Source organism: Acinetobacter sp. ABJ-A23_2 (assembly GCF_044538765.1).
In the GTDB taxonomy this organism is placed as follows: domain Bacteria; phylum Pseudomonadota; class Gammaproteobacteria; order Pseudomonadales; family Moraxellaceae; genus Acinetobacter; species Acinetobacter nosocomialis_A.
On sequence record NZ_JBIUCP010000004.1, the window covers coordinates 35,426 to 58,077 of the forward strand.

Annotated in this window: 24 protein-coding genes; 19 read left to right on the forward strand and 5 right to left on the reverse strand. The window is 41.3% G+C overall.

From position 1 onward, the window contains the following. The first annotated feature begins 17 nt into the window (after positions 1-17). On the forward strand, positions 18-317 hold the full coding sequence (locus ACH63V_RS02455) for a hypothetical protein (RefSeq protein WP_396462625.1): 300 nt from the start codon (positions 18-20) through the stop codon (positions 315-317). A 45-nt stretch (positions 318-362) separates the two neighbouring features. On the opposite strand, the gene ACH63V_RS02460 is transcribed toward ACH63V_RS02455, so the two are convergent. Next, a complete protein-coding gene (locus tag ACH63V_RS02460) occupies positions 363-1,175 on the reverse strand; it encodes an IclR family transcriptional regulator (RefSeq protein WP_199968365.1) in 813 nt (270 codons plus the stop codon). A gap of 273 nt (positions 1,176-1,448) precedes the next feature. On the opposite strand from ACH63V_RS02460, the gene ACH63V_RS02465 reads away from it, so the two are divergent. The 14 genes from ACH63V_RS02465 (at position 1,449) to ACH63V_RS02530 (ending at position 14,903) form a co-directional block, all read left to right on the forward strand. Further along, positions 1,449-1,754 (forward strand): non-heme iron oxygenase ferredoxin subunit, encoded by a 306-nt coding sequence (locus ACH63V_RS02465; protein ID WP_002117586.1) that lies wholly within the window; start codon positions 1,449-1,451, stop codon positions 1,752-1,754. 27 nt (positions 1,755-1,781) lie between these two features. Continuing rightward, complete coding sequence (locus ACH63V_RS02470; protein WP_019456951.1) at positions 1,782-2,081, forward strand: recombinase-like helix-turn-helix domain-containing protein; 300 nt, start codon at positions 1,782-1,784, stop codon at positions 2,079-2,081. 16 nt (positions 2,082-2,097) lie between these two features. Beyond that, complete coding sequence (locus ACH63V_RS02475; protein ID WP_119685590.1) at positions 2,098-3,165, forward strand: aromatic ring-hydroxylating dioxygenase subunit alpha; 1,068 nt, start codon at positions 2,098-2,100, stop codon at positions 3,163-3,165. Beyond that, positions 3,158-3,922: an SDR family oxidoreductase gene (locus ACH63V_RS02480; protein ID WP_396462626.1), complete on the forward strand. Its 765-nt coding sequence runs from the start codon at positions 3,158-3,160 to the stop codon at positions 3,920-3,922. The genes ACH63V_RS02475 and ACH63V_RS02480 overlap by 8 nt, the downstream gene beginning before the upstream one ends. Positions 3,923-3,933: 11 nt before the next feature. Continuing rightward, a complete protein-coding gene (locus ACH63V_RS02485) occupies positions 3,934-4,863 on the forward strand; it encodes a VOC family protein (protein ID WP_396462627.1) in 930 nt (309 codons plus the stop codon). 28 nt (positions 4,864-4,891) lie between these two features. Further along, the gene (locus tag ACH63V_RS02490; RefSeq protein ID WP_198071509.1) at positions 4,892-6,103 is read left to right on the forward strand and encodes an NAD(P)/FAD-dependent oxidoreductase; all 1,212 of its coding nucleotides are present in this window, start codon (positions 4,892-4,894) and stop codon (positions 6,101-6,103) included. Between the two features lie 42 nt (positions 6,104-6,145). Beyond that, complete coding sequence (locus tag ACH63V_RS02495) at positions 6,146-7,369, forward strand: MFS transporter (protein WP_005803015.1); 1,224 nt, start codon at positions 6,146-6,148, stop codon at positions 7,367-7,369. A gap of 23 nt (positions 7,370-7,392) precedes the next feature. Further along, entirely contained in the window at positions 7,393-7,914 is a 522-nt protein-coding gene (locus ACH63V_RS02500) for a cupin domain-containing protein (RefSeq protein WP_002117566.1), read from the forward strand. A gap of 36 nt (positions 7,915-7,950) precedes the next feature. Continuing rightward, positions 7,951-8,775, forward strand: a complete 825-nt coding sequence (locus ACH63V_RS02505; RefSeq protein WP_396462628.1) for an alpha/beta fold hydrolase — start codon at positions 7,951-7,953, stop codon at positions 8,773-8,775. A 15-nt stretch (positions 8,776-8,790) separates the two neighbouring features. Beyond that, a complete protein-coding gene (locus tag ACH63V_RS02510) occupies positions 8,791-9,585 on the forward strand; it encodes an SDR family oxidoreductase (protein ID WP_396462629.1) in 795 nt (264 codons plus the stop codon). A 15-nt stretch (positions 9,586-9,600) separates the two neighbouring features. Further along, a complete protein-coding gene (locus tag ACH63V_RS02515) occupies positions 9,601-10,392 on the forward strand; it encodes an aspartate dehydrogenase (RefSeq protein ID WP_000735782.1) in 792 nt (263 codons plus the stop codon). A 13-nt stretch (positions 10,393-10,405) separates the two neighbouring features. Then, entirely contained in the window at positions 10,406-11,872 is a 1,467-nt protein-coding gene (locus ACH63V_RS02520) for an aldehyde dehydrogenase (RefSeq protein WP_174744152.1), read from the forward strand. A gap of 38 nt (positions 11,873-11,910) precedes the next feature. Further along, on the forward strand, positions 11,911-13,551 hold the full coding sequence (locus tag ACH63V_RS02525; protein WP_016141928.1) for a thiamine pyrophosphate-binding protein: 1,641 nt from the start codon (positions 11,911-11,913) through the stop codon (positions 13,549-13,551). A 155-nt stretch (positions 13,552-13,706) separates the two neighbouring features. After that, the gene (locus ACH63V_RS02530; protein WP_396462630.1) at positions 13,707-14,903 is read left to right on the forward strand and encodes a hypothetical protein; all 1,197 of its coding nucleotides are present in this window, start codon (positions 13,707-13,709) and stop codon (positions 14,901-14,903) included. Between the two features lie 62 nt (positions 14,904-14,965). On the opposite strand, the gene ACH63V_RS02535 is transcribed toward ACH63V_RS02530, so the two are convergent. Continuing rightward, entirely contained in the window at positions 14,966-16,264 is a 1,299-nt protein-coding gene (locus tag ACH63V_RS02535) for an MFS transporter (RefSeq protein WP_396462631.1), read from the reverse strand. Positions 16,265-16,499: 235 nt separating this feature from the next. Between ACH63V_RS02535 and def the strand changes: the two genes are divergently transcribed. Both def and ACH63V_RS02545 read left to right on the forward strand, forming a co-directional pair. After that, the gene (gene def / locus ACH63V_RS02540) at positions 16,500-16,982 is read left to right on the forward strand and encodes a peptide deformylase (RefSeq protein WP_396462632.1); all 483 of its coding nucleotides are present in this window, start codon (positions 16,500-16,502) and stop codon (positions 16,980-16,982) included. Positions 16,983-17,160: 178 nt separating this feature from the next. Next, positions 17,161-18,483 (forward strand): glutaminase, encoded by a 1,323-nt coding sequence (locus ACH63V_RS02545; RefSeq protein WP_348896060.1) that lies wholly within the window; start codon positions 17,161-17,163, stop codon positions 18,481-18,483. Here the strand turns inward: ACH63V_RS02545 and ACH63V_RS02550 are convergent. Then, complete coding sequence (locus ACH63V_RS02550) at positions 18,450-19,238, reverse strand: AraC family transcriptional regulator (RefSeq protein ID WP_396462633.1); 789 nt, start codon at positions 19,236-19,238, stop codon at positions 18,450-18,452. The genes ACH63V_RS02545 and ACH63V_RS02550 overlap by 34 nt on opposite strands. 106 nt (positions 19,239-19,344) lie before the next feature. Here ACH63V_RS02550 and ACH63V_RS02555 point away from each other — a divergent pair, with 106 nt between their 5' ends. Then, positions 19,345-20,565, forward strand: coding sequence for an MFS transporter (locus ACH63V_RS02555; RefSeq protein ID WP_396462634.1), 1,221 nt, complete (start codon positions 19,345-19,347; stop codon positions 20,563-20,565). A 68-nt stretch (positions 20,566-20,633) separates the two neighbouring features. On the opposite strand, the gene ACH63V_RS02560 is transcribed toward ACH63V_RS02555, so the two are convergent. After that, the gene (locus ACH63V_RS02560) at positions 20,634-21,779 is read right to left on the reverse strand and encodes an aldose epimerase family protein (RefSeq protein WP_396462635.1); all 1,146 of its coding nucleotides are present in this window, start codon (positions 21,777-21,779) and stop codon (positions 20,634-20,636) included. A 193-nt stretch (positions 21,780-21,972) separates the two neighbouring features. Between ACH63V_RS02560 and ACH63V_RS02565 the strand changes: the two genes are divergently transcribed. Next, on the forward strand, positions 21,973-22,419 hold the full coding sequence (locus ACH63V_RS02565) for a hypothetical protein (protein ID WP_396462636.1): 447 nt from the start codon (positions 21,973-21,975) through the stop codon (positions 22,417-22,419). A gap of 9 nt (positions 22,420-22,428) precedes the next feature. On the opposite strand, the gene ACH63V_RS02570 is transcribed toward ACH63V_RS02565, so the two are convergent. After that, a complete protein-coding gene (locus tag ACH63V_RS02570; protein ID WP_396462637.1) occupies positions 22,429-22,632 on the reverse strand; it encodes an amino acid transport protein in 204 nt (67 codons plus the stop codon). Positions 22,633-22,652: the final 20 nt, after the last annotated feature.

Here is a 22,652-nt window from a genome sequence, read left to right on the forward strand (position 1 = left end):
AACCTTTAAGAATAGCCATGATCCTGAATTTAGTCATATATAAACAGCAACAGTTTGATGCGATGGCACAAAAAATTATGGCCGAACCTGCAAAATATATAGATTTTAATTCGGTGTCAGATTTTTATAAGGTTGCATGGCTCAAGGATTTTCCACAAGGCACACAGGTCTCTGCGACAGGTTTAGATGATGGTGCTGAAGAGTTTTATGCAGTGGTGCAATTTAAACAGCAGTACTTAAAGTTTGATATTAAAGAAAGCCATTCGACACTGAGTTTTCAGGATATGAATGGTGAAATTTTTAAGCGTAATTTTTAATTGAAGAAATAAAAGCACAAAAAAAGCGACTTAACGTCGCTTTTTTTAATAAATAAATTTTGAAATTTTATCTGCGGTTGTGATCACCATAGCGGCGATATCTTCTTTAAAGGTCTTTTCATCATAAGTGGTAATTGGGCAGCTCACCGAAAGAACCGCCACCATTTTTCCATTCGATTGTTTGAAAATAGGAGCAGCACAAGCAGCCATATCGTGGTTGTAATGACCCCAGCTCACCATCGATTTTTGAGTTTTTACATAACTCAACTTTTGTAAGAGTGCTTTCAAACTGGTTGGGGTCAGTTCTGAGTAACTATCCCACTCATTGAAATTACGGTAACGTTGTCGTACTTCTGCCTCTGGTAAATCTGACAATAACATTTGACCAATGACGGTTGCATGGGCAGGCCAGCGAGTACCTAAACTAATATTGCTGGTAAACGTTCCCATAGATTGAACGTTATTTACAAAAACAATGTGTGTACCTTCTAAAACAGTCAGATGTACTGCCAGTTTGGTCTGGTCACGTAGTTCTTTCATTAGAGGCGTTGATAAATCGAGTAATGAAAGCTTCGATAAGCTGTTAAAACCAAGCTCCATGACTTTTGAATCGAGTGCATACGTTTTTTGAGAGGCTTTTCTTAAATAACCGCAAGCTTCAAGTGTATAGATCAGACGAAATGCACTAGAACGGTTCACTTCCAAAATTTCGGCAATTTCTGTAATCGTCATTTCTTGTGCTTGTTGATTAAAAGCTTGCAAGATGGCTAAACCACGCACAAGCCCTGGTACTAAATACCGATCATCATTTTTTGTTGTTTCTGATTCTTGCGAATCTTCTTCAATCTCTAGGCTCATTCGTGTTGTTTTCCTATAAATAAAACAGGGTTCGAATTAGGGCATTATGCTTTATTTTAGAACTATTGTAATTATAAAGATCGCATAAAACAATTTTTATATTTAAAACAAAGTTTTTATTTTGAAACGTAACAAATTATTTAAAATTAATTAATAACATGATTTATATGGTTATTTTTACTTTGACAAAAATTAACCAAGAGTATTATTCTTTGCTTGTGTTTTGAAAATGAAATTAAGTTTTGTATATAAAACAAAACGAGGACGCAAGATATGAGTTGGATCTCAGTTTGTCAGCAAGGTGACGTTAGCGAAGATGAGCCGAAAGCCATCGAAATTGAAGGGAAAAAAATAGGCGTATTTTTCGTCGATGAAAATTACTTTGCTATCGAAAATGTTTGCCCTCATGCGTATGCCTTATTAACCGAAGGATTTATCGAAGATCAGACTGTTGAATGTCCATTGCACGAAGCAATTTTTGACATTCAGACAGGTGAGCTAAAAAGTGGGCCCGGGTGTAGAAACCTATGTACGTACCCAGTTCGTGTTGAAGGACAGGATATTCAAATTCAACTCTAGTCCTCACATGTACAAGGAAGCAGAACAATGAAGACATTTAATGAAAAGTTGGCAAGCTGGATTCATGCAACGCCGGCAACCGAAGCAGGTATCAACAATATTCAAATTCCTGGTCAATCTGAATTGTTGGTTTGGCAGACACGTTATAAAGAACCGACTCTCTACGAGCAAGATTTTGTAAAGAACTTGATTCAAGCATTCTCTGCGGGTGCAACAGCGCTAGATGATGTTGTTTCTGCACTTAATCAACAGGGTTTCCGCTGTGAATCTGGTGATGAATGGACTTCTGCAAGCTTTACAGAAGAAATGCAACGTTTAGGTTATTGATTCAGGGAAGAATAAAATGAACGCAATCGTATCAACTTCACAAAGTGCTGAAGAATATTTAGAACTTGGTTTACGTGACCAATGGCATCCGGTTTTGGCAAGTTGGGAAGTCGCTGCTAATCCGGTCGGAATTACCCGTTTAGGCGAAAACATTGTGGTTTGGCGTGATGCTGAAGGGCAGGTTCATGCACTTGAAGATCGCTGTCCGCATCGCGGCGCTCGTCTTTCCCTCGGTTGGAACTTGGGTGACCGAGTTGCTTGTTGGTATCACGGTGTTGAAGTTCGTGCTGATGGTGTGGTTGCCGATGTGCCAGCAGTTCATGAATGTCCAATGACTGGAACTAAATGCTTAAAGAACTATCCAGTAATTGAGCAGCATGGCGCAATCTTTATATGGTTTGGCATCGATGCAAATGAACAACCAGCACCGCTTGAGTTCCCAGAGCAACTTGCAAGTGAAGAGTGGAGTGCATTCCTTTGCCAAGCGGACTGGAAAGTCAACCATCAATATGCGATTGATAACGTGATGGACCCAATGCACGGGACCTATTTACACGCGACATCGCACTCGATGGCAGATGGTGAACGTACTGCAGAGATGAAGCACCGTACAACCGATAAAGGCTTTGTTTTTGAAAAAGAAGGTCAAACAGGTGTGAACTTTGACTGGGTTGAATACGGTTCAACAGGTGCGAGCTGGTTACGTCTTTCAATTCCATACCGTAAACAATTTGGCCCAGGTGGCGAATTCTGGATTGTGGGTTATGCAACGCCAATTGATGCCAATAATACTCGTGTATTTTTCTGGCGCTGCCGTAAGGTGAGTGGCTGGCAACGTAATGTATGGCGCTTCTTATATCGCAATCATTTAGAACAGTTGCATTGGGATGTATTGGAACAAGACCGAATTATTTTAGAAAACCTTGCTCCAAATGCGCGTGAAAAAGAGTTCCTCTATCAACACGATGTTGGTCTTGCACGTTTACGCCGTTTAATGAAAAAAGAAGCTGAAAAGCAATTAAAGAAAATTGCTGCGCTAAATGCATCAAACCGTATCGAGATGCAGGAAGAAGCTCATGGCTAATGTAGCGTTGTTGCAAGGCAAAAAAGTTTTAGTGACTGGTGCTGCGCGTGGTTTAGGCCGAGATTTCGCTCAAGCCATTGCCGAGGCTGGCGCTGAAGTTGTGATGGCAGATATTTTGTCTGACTTGGTGCAACAAGAAGCACAAGCGTTACAGCAACAAGGGCTAAACGTTCATGCTGTCACCGTTGACCTTGCCAATGCAGACTCTATTGAAAATGCGGTTGCAAAAAGCGTTGAAGTTTTAAAAGGACTAGATGGCCTTGTGAACTGTGCGGCATTAGCAACCAATGTCGGTGGAAAAAATATGATTGATTACGATCCTGAACTTTGGGATCGGGTCATGAATATTAATGTGAAAGGCACATGGCTCATCAGTAAGGCATGCGTTCCCTATTTAAAGCAATCGGCTACCGGCAAAATTATTAATGTTGCTTCCGATACAGCACTTTGGGGCGCACCGAACCTGATGGCTTATGTTGCAAGTAAAGGTGCAATTGTAGCCATGACGCGTTCAATGGCAAGAGAGTTGGGACAATTCAATATCTGTGTCAACACCTTGTCACCAGGCCTTACTCTGGTTGAAGCAACTGAGTATGTGCCACAGGAACGTCACGATTTTTATGTGAACGGAAGAGCGATTCAACGTCAGCAACTTCCAAAAGATTTAAATGGAACAGCATTGTATCTACTGTCGGATTTGTCCTCTTTTGTGACAGGTCAAAATATTCCGGTCAATGGCGGTTTTGTCTTTAACTAAGGAGTAGTCAAATGATTACAGGGATCGAGATTTTAAAGTTTGGAGTTGAAGATAGAGCCGCTTCAAACAAGTTTTTGGCAGATTTTGGTTTAAGCCAAAGTAGTTCGGATATTGAAGGCACTGATCTTTACCAAACCCAAAATGGTAGCAAGATTTATCTATTTAATTGTGATGATGATCGTTTGCCAACTGCTATTGAGCAAGGTTCAACTTTGCGTGAAGTTACGTGGGGTGTTGAAAGTGCTCAAGACCTTGATGACTTGGCAACTCGTTTGGTCGATGTAGACGGTTTTAAACGTACTGAAAATACAGTTCAGTGTCTTGACCCAAATGGCATGACCATTCGTTTTGAACAAAGTTTTGTTAAAGATGTTCAAGAACTTAAAACGGAAGGTATTAATCAATACGGCAACATTCAACGTGTTAATGCAGCAAGTCCTGTCTATGAAAAGGGTCAACCTGTTGCGATTGGACATGTGGTGTTCTTCACACCGGATTTGGCAACAACTGAGAACTTCTATATCGAGAAAGTAGGTTTCCATTTATCTGATGCCTACAAAAATCGCGGTGCATTCTTACGTTGTCGCGGTGAAGGTTATCACCATGATTTATTCTTGCTCAGTGTTCCAAATAAACCTGCTGGCTTAAATCACGTTGCGTTTGTAGTACGTGATATCCATGAGGTGATTGGGGGCGGTTTAAATATGAATCGTTCGGAGTGGTCAACTTTTATTGGACCGGGACGTCACCCAATTTCTTCTGCTTATTTCTGGTACGTCAACTCACCATTAGGTGGTGCATTTGAATATTACACTAACGATGACTATTTGACAGAAGAATGGCAGCCACGTGTAGAAGAGCATCGTCTAGAGCTTTTCACCGAATGGGCGATTGAAGGTGGTCTTGATGACACAACCCGCCGTCAGGTGAAGCCTGTTTAACAGGGATTGCTTTACAAGGAAGATGGCTATGGAAAAGATCGTAATTGTAGGTGCTGGACAGGCAGCGGGTTGGGCAGTAAGTACCTTACGCCAAAATGGTTATGTGGGCGAAATTCACGTGGTTTCAAATGAAGACCAGGTGTTTTACGAGCGTCCACCACTGTCTAAGCAAGTCCTTTCAAAAGAAGCTACTTATGAAAGTTTGAATCTGTTCTCACCTGAACAGGTTCAAGAGTTCAACGTTCAATGGCATAAACCAGAAATTGCAACAAAAGTCGATCGTGAGCAAAAACAGGTTCATTTAGAAAGTGGCCAAGTTTTACCGTATGACAAATTGCTGATTGCAACTGGAAGCCGTGCACGTGTACCCGTCAATACATGGCAGTTTATTCCAAATGTTGTGACCCTACGTAATGTGCATGACTGTGAACGTTTGGCTGAAATTTTAAAGAATGCAAAAAATGTCGCTGTGATTGGCGGCGGCTGGATTGGTTTAGAAATTGCTGCAACTGCACGTAAGCAAGGTAAAGAGGTACATGTTTTTGAATATGGCGACCGCTTATGTGCAAGAAGTGTGAGTCCGGAAGTTTCTGCATTTTTAAAAAATATGCATGAAACACAAGGCACAAAAATTCATTTAGACAGCAAAAGCCTTCATTTGGTTGAAGCACCGAATCAGAAAGTTGAAGTGGTGAACCATCCTCAACATAGCCAGTTATTTGACTGTGTTGTGGTAGGTGCTGGTGCTGAAATTGCCAAAGAGTTAGGTGTGCACGCTGGTCTCGATGTGAAAGATGGCATTGTGGTGAATTGTTTTGGGCAAACCTCAGATCAAAACATTTATGCCGCAGGTGATGTCGCAATTCATCCGAGCTTGGGTTATTGCATTCAGTCTTGGGCAAATGCACAAAATCAAGCGATTGCAGCAGCAAAATCAATGCTCGGAATTGATACTGAATATACCGATATTCCATGGCTCTGGTCTGATCAGTACCACTTCAATATTCAGATTTTAGGTACGTATCAACCAGATAGAACCAAAGAAGTAGTGATTCGCCAAGGTGGTGAGGATCAGGTGAGTTATTTATATCTGGACCATGAAAATCGTTTGCTGAATATGATTGCCATTAATGATTCGAAACTGATCAAACTGGCAAAACGTTGGATGCAAGCCAACACCGTTTTAGATCCAAAATTATTAGCAGATGCCGAATTTAATGTCATGAAGTTAAAACCGTAAGCATTAAATCTGGTTCTCATTACCAAATCGAAGGAATGACGCATGAGTAATGAAGAAAAAAGTGGATTGAAGCATTGGGTGCCTGCTTTTGTCCTTATGGTGTGTGTGGTATTGGCATTTTTCGACAAGATTAGTATTGCGGTTTTATTTTCAGATCCTCATTTTCAAAGTGCAATGGGAATTGCTGAAGATAAGGCCAAGCTCGGATGGCTCATGACAAGTTTCTTACTTGCTTATGGTTTTTCATCAGTCTTTCTAAGCTTTTTGGGTGACATTTTTAACCCAAAGAAAATGCTGTTCTGGAGCGTAACATCGTGGGGCGTACTCATGTTCTGTATGGGGTTCACCACCAGTTATTCAGGCATGTTGGTTTTACGTGTACTGCTTGGTTTAGCAGAAGGCCCGTTATTTGCCTTGGCATACACCATTGTTAAGCAGACTTATACGGACCGGCAGCAGGCACGTGCTTCTACCATGTTCTTACTTGGAACACCGATAGGTGCATTCCTTGGGTTCCCGATCACTGCAAATGTTTTAGCTCACCACGACTGGCACACCACTTTTTTTGTGATGGCTGCGCTAACCCTGATTGCGATTTTTAGCATTGTTTTTGGCCTGCGTAACTTGCAGCTCAAGAAAACTGTCGAAATTGAGGGCGAAAGTAAACGCACTAATTTCAAAGGTCACATTGCCAATACTAAATTGCTGCTCAGCAACAGCGCATTCTGGTTGGTTTGTCTCTTTAACATTGCGTTGATGACGTATTTGTGGGGTTTAAACAGCTGGGTTCCTTCTTACTTAATGCAAGACAAAGGATTCAATCTCAAAGAGTTTGGGATGTATTCAAGTTTTCCGTTCATTGCCATGTTAATTGGCGAAATTATTGGTGCGTTTTTATCTGACAAGTTAGGCCGCCGTGCAATTCAAGTATTTAGCGGTTTATTACTCGCGGGCATCTTCATGTATGTGATGGTCATTATGACTGAGCCATTATTGATTATTGCTGCCATGTCTTTAAGTGCTATGGCATGGGGTTTTGGAGTAGCTGCGGTATTTGCTCTGCTTGCAAGAGTAACGACCTCAAATGTAGGGGCGACTGCGGGTGGAATATTTAACGGTTTAGGTAATTTTGCAAGTGCAATTGCGCCTGTTCTTATCGGTTACATCGTGATGCAAACACATAGTTTTAATTTAGGAATTACCTTCTTGGCTGCTGTCGCTGTCATTGGGTCGTTGTTCTTGGTTCCTCTTTTAAAACGTTATTAATTCACTGTATAGGAGTTTAAAAAATGACTACACAACAATTCGAATCGTGGGCACAACCAGAGGGTGCTTCTTTAGAAGATTGGTTAAACACACGTATTGCTCGCTTTGAGACACGTAAATACGACTTCGATGCTTTGAAGTTCCAAGCAGATTACGACCCGAAATATCGCCGTGCACAAATGCGTTACATGGGTACGGGTGCAACAGGTGTTGCAAATGACGGTAACACCGTTCCAGCAGAAAACTTCACGTTTTCAACCATGGTTCTACCACCACAGTGTGAAGGTCCTTTGCACATTCACCACGACGTTGAAGAAGTTTTCTTTATGCTCCGCGGCGAAATTGATTTGTTTATTGAGCACAACGGCGAAAAATTTGAAACCCGTTTAAAAGAGCGTGACCTGATTTCAATTCCACCGGGTATTTACCGTGGTCTGTTTAACCCAGGTCAAGAAGATGCCTTGATGTGTGTGATGTTGGGAACAGGTAAACCAACGATTCCAAACTATCCACCAGAGCATCCATTGTCTCAAATCAAACGTTAATTGTTTGATGAAGTGAATAAAAGGAAAGAATTGAAAATGATGACACTCATTGAAAAGTTAGCAGAATTTCCGGTGAAAACCGTTACTGTTCAAGGCAAGCAGCAAGCTTATCGGGAAGCCGGTCAAGGTGAGCACCTTATGCTGTTGCATGGCATTAGTTCAGGTTCTGCTTCATGGGTAAACCAACTTGAAATGTTGTCTCATCATTTTCATGTCATTGCCTGGGACGCACCGGGCTATGGCAAATCAGCTGAACTTTTAACGGATCAGCCCAATGCGATCGACTACGCAAAGCGTTTGGCAGGGTTGTTCGATGCTTTAAAAATTGAAAAAGCGATTGTAGTGGGACACTCCTTAGGTGCCTTACAGAGCAGTGCATTTGCTGCACTTTACCCAGAGCGAGTGGAACACTTGGTTGTCGCTAACTTAGCTCAAGGCTACCAGCGCCACGATGAACAAACACAAATTCAGGTTTTTGAAAAAAGACCAAAAATGTTGAAAGAACTTGGTGCTAAAGGAATGGCCGAAAGCCGTGGACCTCATTTGATTTATAAACAAGAGCCACAAGCCTTAGCTTTAGTTTCAGAGGTGATGCAGCAGTTGACCCTACAGGGTTTCACACATGCATCGTACTTACTTGCATATGACGAAATACGTAATTACTTAACCGATTTAAAAGTCCCATGCACAGTGATTGCAGGGCAACAAGATCAAATCACTCCTGCGTCAGGTATACAAGAGCTTGCTCAGGAATTGCAGTTGGAACAGCGCTTCGTCATAGAAGATGCAGGACATTTAAGTTATGTCGACCAACCGCAAGCATTTAACCAAATTATGTTGACGATTCAGGAACAATCGTAAGAGAGATTAAGGATTATGAGCTTCCAAGTTGAAGGAAAAGTTGCAGTTGTTACCGGTGGCTCATCTGGGATTGGGCTGGCTGCTGTTGAAATACTGGTTGCAGAGGGTGCAAAAGTTGCTTGGTGTGGTCGCGATGAAGAACGTTTAAATTCTTCTAAACGCTATATTTTGGAAAAATTTCCACATGCCAATATTTTTACCAAAGCATGCAATGTATTGAAAAAAGAAGAAGTTCAGCAGTTTGCCAAAGAGGTCAAACTCAATTTGGGCAATGTGGACATGCTCATTAACAATGCTGGGCAAGGCCGTGTTTCAAATTTTGAAAACACACAAGATGAAGACTGGATGAAAGAAATTGAGCTGAAATATTTCAGTGTTTTACATCCGGTACGGGCTTTTCTCGACGACTTAAAACAGTCGGCAAATGCCTCTATTACCAATGTGAACTCGTTACTGGCATTGCAACCTGAACCGCACATGATTGCGACTTCATCTGCACGCGCTGCGCTGTTGAATTTAACCCATTCATTAGCGCATGAGTTTACTCAATATGGCGTTCGTGTGAACTCGATTTTACTTGGAATGGTCGAATCTGCGCAGTGGAAACGCCGTTATGAAACCCGTTCAGATTTAAATCTGTCATGGGAAGAGTGGACTGGGAATATCGCAAAAAATCGTGGCATTCCTATGCAGCGTTTAGGCCGTCCGGAAGAGCCAGCACGTGCTTTAGTTTTCTTGGCATCACCATTGGCATCTTACACCACAGGTTCGGCAATAGATGTCTCAGGTGGTTTTAACAAACATTTATAAATATCAGGTGCTGTCATGAAAAAGTTGATGATGATTGGTTTTGGCGCAATGGCGGCAGAAGTGTATGCCCACTTGCCTCAAGATCTGCAACTCAAATGGATTGTAGTGCCATCTCGCAGCATTGAAAAAGTCCAGTCACAAGTCTCTTCCGAGATTCAGGTGATTTCAGATATTGAGCAATGTGATGGTACCCCAGACTATGTCATTGAGGTGGCAGGTCAAGCAGCAGTAAAAGAGCATGCTCAAAAAGTTTTAGCGAAAGGCTGGACCATTGGTCTGATTTCGGTGGGTACTTTGGCTGATAGTGAATTTTTGGTTCAGCTTAAGCAAACTGCCGAAAAAAATGATGCCCATCTGCATTTACTGGCAGGGGCTATCGCAGGTATTGACGGTATTTCTGCTGCTAAAGAAGGTGGCTTGCAAAAGGTCACTTATAAAGGTTGTAAAAGTCCAAAAAGCTGGAAGGGCAGTTATGCAGAGCAATTGGTCGATTTAGACCATGTTTCAGAACCTACGGTCTTTTTTACAGGAACTGCCCGTGAAGCTGCCATGAAATTTCCGGCCAATGCCAACGTTGCAGCAACGATTGCACTTGCAGGGCTTGGAATGGATGAAACCATGGTTGAGTTAACTGTTGATCCAACCATCAACAAAAACAAACACACCATTGTGGCAGAAGGTGGCTTTGGACAAATGACCATTGAACTGGTGGGCGTGCCGTTACCAAGTAATCCAAAAACATCAACTTTGGCTGCGCTTAGCGTGATTCGTGCTTGTCGCAACAGTGTAGAAGCAATACAGATTTAAGAAGGATTTGATCATGGCAAAGGAAATTTATATTGCAGGTGAATGGCGATTAGGCCGTGGTGCAGTCATTCAAAGCCTGTTTCCGGCAGATCAGTCGGTAAACGCTGAGCTTTCAACAGCAACGCTTGATGATGTAAATGAGGCAATTGAAAAAGCAGATCAGGCTTGGCGTCAACCGAGCTGGAGAAACAGCTTGCCGCATGAGCGCGCACGTATTCTCTACAAAGTTGCAGACATTATTGAAGCGCGTGTAGATGAGTTAGCAAAATTACAAACACGTGATAATGGTAAGCCTTTAACCGAAACTCGTGGTTTGGTGATGAGTGCTGCGGCAACTGCACGTTATGTTGCGGCGGCATGTGAAACAATGAATGACGAGCTCACCACTCAACGTGCTCCAGACTTTATGACTATGAGCGTGCATGAACCTGTCGGCGTTGTGGCAGCAATTACGCCGTGGAACTCTCCAATCGCGAGTGAAGTTCAAAAGCTTGCTCCAGCTTTGGCAGCAGGAAATGCCGTGGTGTTAAAACCAGCTGAAGCGACTTCACTGATTGCTTTAGAGCTTGCCAAAATTTTTGAAGAAGCAGGTTTACCAAAAGGCTTACTCAGTGTGTTAGTGGGGCGTGGTTCTGTGATTGGTGATGCCATTGCTCAGCACCCATTGGTTCGTAAAATTTCTTTTACAGGTGGAACAACCACGGGTCGTCATTTGGCACATATTGCCGCAGATAAACTCATTACCACTTCGCTTGAGTTAGGTGGTAAGTCACCAACCATCGTTTTACCGGATGCAGATGTCGAACTGGCTGCTAAAGGTGTGGCTTACGGTATTTTTAGCTCGGCAGGCCAAGCGTGTATTGCAGGTTCTCGCTTGTTTATTCATAGCAGTCTTTACGATCAGTTTTTAACGCGTTTGGTTGAAATTACCAAAGGTTTACGTGTGGGCCATCCGGAACAGGCAGGTGTGCATTTAGGGCCACTGGTCAATGACAAGCATTTGCAGTCAGTTGATCGCTATGTACAGCTTGCTAAAAGCGAAGGTGGTCAGGTTCTGATTGGTGGTGAGGCACTTACGACTGGTGACTATGCCAAAGGAAGCTATTACTTACCGACCATTATCACGGGCTTAAATAACAGTGCTCAAACCTGTCAGGAAGAAATTTTTGGCCCTGTTTTAGTCGTTATGAAATATGACAACGAGCAAGATTTAATTGCTCAAGCCAATGACAGTTGTTTTGGTCTTGCCGCAGGTATCTGGACTGAAAGTTATCGTAAAGCTTGGCGCATCGCACGTGCATTAGAAGTGGGAACGGTATGGATTAATACCTACAAAAAATTCTCGATTAGTGCGCCATTTGGCGGCTTTAAAGACAGTGGAATCGGGCGCGAGAAAGGCCGTTTGGGCATTTTATCGTACATGCAACAAAAGAGTATTTATATGGGGCTGAATGAACAGCCTAACCCTTGGTGCGATTAATAAATTCAAGGACTGAAAACAAATTTTGAGGAACAGACATGACTGAACGTGTAAATGTAGGCGAAGCAATCGCAAGAGTTTTAGAAGCGCACCAAGTTGATAGTATTTATGGTGTTATTTCCATCCACAATTTACCTATTGCAGATGCAGTAGGGCGCCGTGAAAAAATGCGTTTTGTCGCAGCACGCGGTGAGGCTGGCGCAGTCACCATGGCAGATGCACACTCACGCTTTAAAGGCCTAGGTGTAGCGTTAACCAGTACGGGTGCTGGTGCAGGTAATGCAGTAGGTTCACTCATTGAAGCAATGAATGCGGGTAGCCCTGTATTGCATTTAACGGGTCAAGTTGAGCGTGAATATCTCGACCGTGATGCAAGCTTCATTCATGAAACTAAAGACCAACTTACATTCTTGCGCGCATCAAGCAAAGCGGCATTTCGCATTACCAGCCCAGACAATGCTGTTGGCGTGATTCGTGAAGCAATTCGAGTAGCAACTACAGTTCCAATGGGACCGGTAAGTGTTGAATTACCAATTGATGTACAAGCAGCAGAAATTGATTTACCACTTAATCTTGGGCCAGTGAAAGCACTTGAGTTGCCACAGGCAGAACAAGCTGAAATTGATCTTCTTGTAAGCGAAATCAAAAAAGCAAAACGTCCGATTTTCTGGATTGGTGGTGGAACTTTAAACAGTGTTGCTGAAGTTAAAGCAATTGCAGATTTAGGTATTCCGGTTGTGTCGTCTACGCACGGCCGCGGTGTTTTGGCAGATGATCACCCACGTAGTTTAGGTGCTTTCCATAACTCGGCAGGTGTTGAGCAGTTATTAAAAGATGCTGACTTAATGGTTGTGGTGGGTTCTCGTTTACGTAGTAATGAAACTAAAACCTATTCGGTTGAGTTCCCTGAAAATATTATTCAGGTAGATGCCAACCCAGTGGCTCAGCAACGTAATTACAAAATCCGCAACTTCATTTGTGGCGATGCCAAAGATGTCTTAACACGTGTGTTGGAACAACTTCAAGGTACTTCAAAAGTTGATGCCGATTACGATGCTGCTGTAGTGGCAGCAAAACAGGCTGCAATTGATGCACTTCGTAAACAAATCGATCAGTACGCATTAATTTGTGATCACTTACGTGCAGCTTTACCGCAAGACGGCATTTTTGTACGTGACATCACCATGTCGGGTAGTACATGGGGTAGTCGTTTATTCCCAGTACAAGCGCCAAACCAAAACATCCACTCACTCGCTGGTGCAATTGGTTTAGGCCTTGCAACTGCAATCGGTGCTTCGGTTGCTAACCCTGACAAAAAAGTAATTGGTTTAGTCGGTGATGGCGGCTTAATGCTTGGCATTGGTGAAATTGCAACCATGGTGCAAGAAAACACCAATATGGTCTTAATGATTATGAATGACGGTGGTTATGGCGTAATGCGTGGCATTCAAAATAACTACTTTGGTGGTCGTCAGTATTTCAATGAATTGCATACACCTGACTACAAACTTCTCGGCGAATCAATGGGTGTGAAAAGCTGGAAAGTGGGTAGTGCAGATGAGTTTAAAACGGTTATTCAAGAGGCAGTCGCTTTTGAAGGACCAACTGTGATCGAGCTCGATATGAACTCGATTGGACCATTAAACTTCGCGGGTCCACCGCAAAAGAAACTGTATTAACCAGTTTGGATGGTTTAGTACATATGCGATGGGAGCTGCTAAGCCATCCTTTTTTTAGATAAATTTTTTTGTCTAAAAAACAATAAAAACTAAGTTTTACAGGTAAAACAAATAAAGTTCCAGCAGGATGCTGGAACTCAATCAAGGATGTAGAGATGAAAAAGACTTCATTGATCATGGCATTCATTGCACCGCTTACGCTGGGGGTAAGCGTCAATGCATTTGCAAAAGACTCATTGCTTGAATGGAAAAGTGATGACGGCACCGACTCATTAAAGTTAGGTGGGGTGGTTCGGTTAAATCAGCGCTATGAAGATTGGGAAGGCCCAAACCGCGGTTTCGGTAAGCTCTATTTTGATATTTTCAGAGTCGATCTAAAAGGTAAGTTTGATGATGCTTACATCAACGCCAGCTATCTATTTCAAGACCAACAGAAAACGTCCATTGAAAAAGCGTACGTGGGCTATGACCTAGATGCCAATAACAGCATTGAAGCGGGTTTGGTTTATAAACCATTTACGATTTATCCCTATCCGCAAAATGGCTGGACCTATCATATTCCATTCTTTTTAGGATATGGCAATAACATTGCACCGGGGCTTAACTGGAATTATCACAACAAAGATTGGGATGTAAAACTCGGTTATTATCCGCAAATGTTAGAGACCAACTTGCGTTATTCACCTGAAAGTGCAACTTATGATGACTTGCAAGAAAATGCATTTCCATCTCAAAAAGCTTATCAGAATGAAAAACGTCATCAGTTTAATACCCGCATTGTGCGCAAGTTAGAAACTGATTTCGGTAAGCAAGAGTTTGGTGTCTCGGGTGCAATCGCTCAGCTACATAACAAAGTGACCGATAAAGACGGTAAATATTATGCAGTCGGTTTGCATACCGAAAACAACTACAAACGCTTTAATTTACAAAGCTCAGTCATTCATTATCAATATGATGCTAAAAATCCAGATGGTGTAAATAGTGACATGACCTTAATGGGCAATAATGGTTTTACACCTGCTTATTTCATTGCTTCGGAAGGTACGATTGCCAGTTTAAACCTTGCCTATACGTTGCCTGTGACCAATATGGGGAAACTAAAAGCCATTAAGTTTTATAATGACTATAGTTATCTCGATAAAAAACGTGATGATTGGTCCGACTCGCAAATGAACACAACAGGTATGATGTTTATTGCTTCACCATTTATGGTTTGGGCGGATTATACGTGGGGTAAAAACTCCAACATTATTGGTGGCTCGACCAACTCAACGGGTTATACCTCTGCCACTTCACCAAACAGTGATAAATGGCTATACCGTATTAACTTTAATATTGGCTTTACTTTCTAAAGTAAGCAGCATTAAAAAAACCACGCAATCGGCGTGGTTTTTTATTTAATAAATTAAAGCGTTTAATATCTGTTTTTTTCAAACTTATTCCAAAATACAAAGGCAGTCACAAAGGCTAAAATAGTCAGCGCGAAAATATAATACATCGCACCAATATCACTATATTGACTGAGCCAATGTACTAAAGGCAGGGTCATACCACCAACAATTGCATAAGACAAATTATAAGAAAATGAAATGCCCGAGAAGCGAACAGGCGCGGGGAACATTTTAACCATACTGCTCGACACCATGCCGACAGTACCAGAGCATAAACCCAACAACATATATAAACCAAAAATGGTTGAATGTGCCGCGTGCCCCAAACTGTTATAAAAAACTGCCGCTGTAAGTGCCACAGCAAGTGCACCGACCATCATGACTTTGCCACAGCCAAAGCGGTCAGCAAAATAGCCTGCCAAAATACAGCCGACCATTTGCATGACAATGGCGGCACTTTGCATTTCAAAAGTCTGTGCGCGTTCAAAGCCAAATGAACCAATCAATAAATTTGGCATGGCTAAAATTACCACCACCACGCAGCCCGTTAAAAACCACGTAAATAACATACCAATCGCAACGGCTGTTTTATGCGTTTTTAAGACTTGTTTTACAGGCATTTCTTTTGAAATTTCTTTACGGGCCTGCATGGCTTTAAACACAGGCGTTTCTTTTAAATAAGTCCGTAAATAAAGTGCAACTAGACCAAAAATACCACCTGCAATGAAAGGAATACGCCATGTCCAGTCATGGATTTGTCCCTCACTAAAATTCAGTGAAATCCATAAAGACATCAGTGCGCCTAGTAAAATTCCTAAAGACAGTCCAGCGGTGAGTAAACCATTTGCCAGTCCAATTTTTCTTTCAGGCACATGTTCCGATACAAAGGTCCATGCGGCTGGAATTTCACCACCAATCGCAATCCCTTGCACCACTCGCATAAGTAATAAAAGTAGGGGGGCCAAATATCCAATATTTTCAAAGGTCGGCAATATCCCGATAAACAGGGTAGGCAGTGCCATCAGTAAAATAGAAAGTGAAAATAGTTTTTTGCGTCCGACCAAGTCACCAAAGTGGGCCATAACAACTCCACCCAAAGGTCTAAAAAAGTAACCTGCTGCAAAAATACCGTAAGTGTTGAGCATGGCCCAAAATGGGCTAAGCGTGCTGGGGAAAAAGAGGTCGGAAATGATCTTGGCGTAAAACACATAAATCACGAAATCGTAAAACTCTAAAGCGCCCCCTAATGAAGAAAGGGCAAGAGTTCGTTTATCTTCTTTATTAAGATAGTTCGCATCCTGCAAAGTTAAGTCCTGATCCATTTTTTTACTTAATTGTTGTAATTGAAGTTTGGATATTAATGGAAAAGTGAAGTAAAAGTAAATGGAGGAAATTTGTTCTATACGGAGGTTTAGATTTTCATCACACAAATAAAAAAGCTTTAAAACAAAAAACGCATTAGATGAAACAAAAACAGATGTAGGAATGACTTTTCTTTTGAGTCATTCAGCGACACAATAAAACTCGTCATAGCCAATTTAATGAGAGATTCAAGGGATGAGTGTAGTTTTACCTGTCGCGAAGCGTGGTGAAGATATTTTGAAATTGATTGCGGCTCCTGTCTCGGCAAATGAGTTAAACAGTGATTGGCTTTATCAGTTGGCAGCCGCTATGCAAGCAACCATGCTTGAACGCAATGGGGTAGGGATTGCTGCACCGCAAGTTTATATTTCTAAACGCGTCATTATTGTGGCATCTCGTCCAAATCCACGTTATCCCGATGCACCTGAAATGGATGCTGTGGTGATGGTGAATCCTGAAATTTTAGATTTCTCAAATGAAACGCTTTTGGGTGAAGAAGGCTGCTTAAGTGTTCCAGACGAACGAGGACAAGTTGAGCGTGCAGAAATGGTCAAGGTCAAATACTTAACGCTTAAGGGAGAGGCTGTTGAAACAATTTTTCATGGTTTTCCTGCTCGTATTGTTCAACATGAAGTCGATCATTTAAATGGAATCTTGTTTGTAGAAAGAATAAGCTAATCTTCAGTTTAAAGTTTTGAAAAACCTATAATGAGCTTGAAATGAATAAGTCATAGCAATTACAATACTTATAGCGTGATATTTAAATCATTACAAAAGATATAATTTTAATATTATCAGCAGGTTGTGCTGAAATTTTGCGCGATGTTGTGAATCTCCTCATTTAAGGTTACTGACCATGAAAACCCCTCTCCCAGAATATTTGGCAAATGTTATAGAAGCCTGTGACATCGACAACAGTGGTCATCTCGCCGATTATATTCCTGAGTTGGCAAATGCAAACCCAGATCGATTAGCTTTAGCAATGTCTACGGTAGATGGCGAAATTTATTCGGTTGGTGATGATGATGTCGAATTCACCATACAATCAATTTCTAAACCTTTTGTATATGCTTATGTTTTACAACAACTTGGCATTGATGCAGTACTTGCGAAAGTAGGGGTAGAGCCTTCGGGTGAAGCCTTCAATGAAATTTCATTGGGTAAAGACGGACGTCCGAAAAACCCGATGATCAACTCTGGCGCAATTACTGTACATTCCTTGATTCAGGTCAAGCATGGTTTACATAGTGCAGAAATTTTACGCCGTTTTATGAGCGAGCTTGCAGGCCGCGAATTAAGTTTTGATGAGTCTGTTTATGATTCGGAAGTCAAAACAGCCTACCGTAATCTTTCGATCGGTTATATGTTGAGAACGGTAGGGATTTTAGAAACTGACCCTGTCGATATTGTGAATGGTTACATTCGTCAATGTGCGATCATGGTTACAGTTAAAGACTTGGTACGTATGGGCAGTGTACTTGCCAATGGCGGGGTCGACCCTAAAACTGGAAAGCGTTTGTTAAACCGATCTGTGGTTAGACAAGTGCTCAGTGTCATGATGAGCTGTGGTATGTATGATGCTGCAGGTGACTGGCTGTCGACTGTAGGTATTCCTGCTAAGAGTGGTGTAGCAGGCGGTATTTTAGGTGTGCTGCCGGGTCAGGTCAGTATTGCTGCTTTTTCACCTCGTTTAGATGAGCATGGTCACAGTATTCGAGGTATCGATATTTTAGAGCGACTATCTCGTGACATGGGATTACATCTCATGGAAGGTACACCTTCCGCACAAACAATTGTACAAAGTCATTACCGTACAGGAAAAGATGCTTCATTAAGTGTGTATGTGCTTCGTGGCGTATTGAAATTTACTGAAGCTGAAATGTTGTTGCGCATTTTACAAGATGAGACAACTGACCAAAGCACGATCGTTATTGATTTAACGCAGATTTCACTTATCCACGATGTGGGTAAACGTATGTTCTTAGAAGGGGTAGATCGTCTGATTGATGATGGACATACCCTAGTTTTAGTCGATCCTGAACAGCGCTTAGATCATGCCAGAACAGCTAAAGATCGTGAGCTTCATGTCTACCATGATTTTGATGATTTGCTCGAAAAGCATGAGATCCGCACTAAAAAAAAGACTTATAGCGACATCGCGGCACTTCTAAACTGCTGAGGTGTTTTTCCTAGGTGTCGCTTAAACATCGCACTGAACGCGCTGGGGTTTGTGTACCCCAGCGACTCTGAAATTTGAGCAATAGGTTCACCATTCGCGATTTTACTCAAGGCGAGTGCAATATGCATTTGCTGTAACCATGCCCGATACGACAGCCCAGTTTCTTTTTGGAACATACGCATTAAAGTTCTAGAACTCGCACCAATCTCATCAGCCCAATCTGTTAAGTCTTTTGAATGATCAGGAGTGTGTAATAACTCTTGGCAAATTTTTAATAACCGTTTGTCTTTTGGCCATGGAATCTGAATAGGCAATAAATTGGCCCGATGAATTTCTTCAAAAATCAAAATTTGTAAAGAACGGGAAAGTTCTTGAGACGTCGCAGTATTGGGCGTGTCTTCTCGTTCAATTTCGTTTAAGCGAATCAAAAGTTCGTGCAACAGGTTGCTCACCCGAATAATAAAGCAATCTTGCCCCATTAGAGCAGCAGCATTTACTTCAACTAACGCCGTATTTAACTTCACATGACTCAGTGAAATTACGCTGTGCTCAACATGAGCAGGAATCCATAACGCACACATGGGCGGCACAATCCACACATGATTAGGTGTAAAAACCTGAATGTTCCCTGTTGATGCATATAAAAACTGCGCACGTGTATGTGTATGGGTAGGCGTGATTTCTCGGTAAGAATGCTCAGAAGATAGCCCAATCACAAGTTCAGACAAATCAGACTGAATAAGAGAATCGGACATAAACTATCCTAAAAATTGTCACTTATACGATGATTATTGGAAGATAACTTTATAAGCGACAATTTACAATAAGCATCTCATTTAAAAATATTGGAGTTTTTCAGGTATGACGTCTTCAATACAATTGAAAGATGGTATTGCCAATACCGTTGCAAATGATCAGCCTCAAGGAATGATTATTAAAATTGTAGGCGCCGTGGCGGTTGCGCATTTACTGAACGATTTAATTCAGGCAGTGCTACCAGCCATCTATCCAATGCTAAAAGCAAACTTTTCGCTGAGTTTTGCAGAGGTTGGCCTGATTTCGTTTGTATATCAAATTACAGGTTCACTACTTCAGCCTTGGATTGGACTTTATACCGATAAACATCCAAAACCATATCTTCTCCCACTCGGAATGGTCGTCACATTCTGTGGCATTATCTTGTTGGCATTTTCACCAAGTTTTGCTGTGTTGTTATGTGCATCTGCACTGATTGGGGTAGGGTCTGCAACCTTTCATCCTGAGGCTTCACGGGTGGCACGAATGGCATCGGGTGGGCGCTTTGGTACGGCGCAGTCGACTTTTCAGGTGGGTGGAAACACAGGTACTGCCATTGGCCCATTATTAGCAGCGTTATTGATTGTTCCATTTGGGCAGCATGCAGTTGCGGGCTTGGTTATCATTGCACTTTTAGCAATTTGGGTTTTATTTGGTGTAAGCCGTTGGACAGTGAGTCATGCTAAAAATCAGGTGGTTGCACGTGCTACCCAAGCACATACTAAATTGCATGGCCGTAAGCTCATTATTGCTTTGAGCACAATTAGTTTATTGATGTTTGCTAAATTTACTTACATTGCTAGCATCAGTAACTACTTTACCTTTTACTTAATTCAAAAGTTCCACATCAGTATTCAAACAGCTCAGTTGCATTTGTTTGCCTTCTTGGCAGCCGTTGCCTTAGGTACATTTGCAGGCGGCCCAATTGGAGACAAAATTGGCCGTAAAGCGGTGATCTGGGTTTCATTTATTGGTATGGCACCGTTTGCATTAATGATGCCGTATGCAAACTTATTCTGGACAACAGTTTTCTCAATTATTGCAGGTTTGGTGTTGTCATCAGCTTTTGCTGCAATGGTGGTTTACGCACAAGAAGCTGTTCCGGGCCGTGTAGGTATGATTGCAGGTTTAATGTTTGGTCTTATGTTTGGGGTAAGTGGTATTGCCGCAGCAGGGTTGGGACATTTAGCTGATGTTAACGGCATTGAATGGGTATTTGGTTTATGTTCATTCTTGCCATTACTTGGTTTTGCAACTGCACTTTTACCTAACACAAAAGTTAAATAAATGAAAAGACTCTCAGTCATATTCAGCTGAGAGTCTTTTTTAAATAAATATAGTGTCAATTCACAATACTATTTTTGAACACCAAACTTAAATACAGTGACACTGTTATAGGTTTGATTTGGGTTCAAACGTGTAGATGGGAAAGTCGGTTGATTTGGGCTATCTGGAAAATGCTGTGTTTCTAATGCTAGCGCATCTGCTTGACGATAGAGTACACCATTTGCACCAGTCACATTTCCCAATAAATGATTGGCTGTATACATTTGAACGCTTGGTTCAGTCGTTAAGACTTGCATGGTTCGTTTAGATTTTGGATCAACCACACTAGCTGCAAGATTGAGTTTACCTTGAGATTTTTGATTAATTACCCAAGTTTGGTCATAGCCATATCCATAGGCCAATTGCTGATTATTCGCTCGAATATCTTTCACAACCGCCTTAGGCGTTCGAAAATCAAAAGGTGTACCTGCAACTGAAGCAATTTCACCTGTTGGTAAGGAATTTTGGTCGGTTACCAATATACGGTCTGCATTAAGTTGTACCACATGATCTAGTACGCCATAAGGATTGTTCCCAGCGCCCGACAGGTTGAAATAACTGTGGTTGGTGAGATTAACGACTGTCGGTTGATCAGTTTTTGCTTTATATTCAATCTGGAATTCATTTTGATCTGAAAGGCTATAGATCACTTCTACATCTAATTTTCCAGGAAAACCTTGATCACCATTTGGACTGGTTAACTTAAGCGAAGCTTTAACGATTTCACCTTTGGAAACGAGGGGCTTAACTTGCCAAACACGTTTATCAAAACCCGGATTACCACTATGTAATGAGTTCGGGCCATTATTTTTTTCAAGGTTATACGTTTTTCCATCTAAGCTAAATTTAGCATTGCCAATACGGTTCGCATAACGGCCAATCAATCCACCAAAATGAATGCCTTCCTTAGTATCAGTGACTTCATAGCCTTTTAGATCATCAAAACCTAAAACGATATTATTTTGTTTACCTTGGGCATCGGGAGTCAAAATCTGTGTAATTACACCACCGAAGCTAATAAAAGAAATTGAGACTCCTTTGTTATTGCTCATGGTATAGAGTTCAACTTTTTGACCATCTTGTGTTGTGCCATATGGCTTTACATTTAATGTTGCTGCATTGGTAAGTTGTGCAAAGCTATAAATCGTAATACCTAAAATTACTAATTTTTTCATACTTATACTCTATTTTTTAATAGTAAGATTGAATGAATATAAGATTGATTTTTCATCTTTTTAAAGAGGTTTTTATTATAGATAGTGTTAATGATGCTTAGTGCCATTAACTCTAAATATTCAACCAACTTGCATAATTTAAGGTTATAAAGAAATTAATCTTATGAATAAAATTCAACGGTAGGTTATTTTTATGACTCATCCCGACTCGGTTTTAAAATTTTCACTTGGTCTCAATGGACTATCATTTGAAATAGGCAACCAGCACATTCAAATTGAGCAGGGCTTAGGTTTTGTTGGTTCAAAAAGTATCGGCCATGGCGTGATTGATGAACTCGCTATCGAAAAGATGATTTATTTTATTGAAGAAATCATCGAGTCACAGCCACTCAGAAATCTGAATGTAAGTGGGGTAGCTGTTACGTCTGATCCTGCTATGACATACCTCAGTCAGTTATTTTTTAGTGCTAAAAAGCAAATTGGCCGTATCGAGCTTGAGCATGGATTTAATGATTTTATTGAACGTTTGAGCTACTCCACAAACCAAGTAGCCCCAGATCAGTTTTATATTTGTACCTACTTTGTATTTATTCGAGAGATGATGCATCACTTAAGAGTTAAGGAAATTCAGATCATTTAAGAAATGACACTAAAAGCGTAAAAAATAGGGAATAACGGATAGTAGAATACCAATGCCACTAAGCAAGACATTACTTTCAATAAAATAAGGGAAAATCATTAAAACTAAACCCACAATAAAAGGCACCGTCATTTTTTGCTTTTTTCCATAAAGAAAATAACCGAGTCCAATTGAGCTAAAGATTACGCCGAGAAAAAGTTGAGTTGTGTTCATAAAGAATTTCTAAATATTCG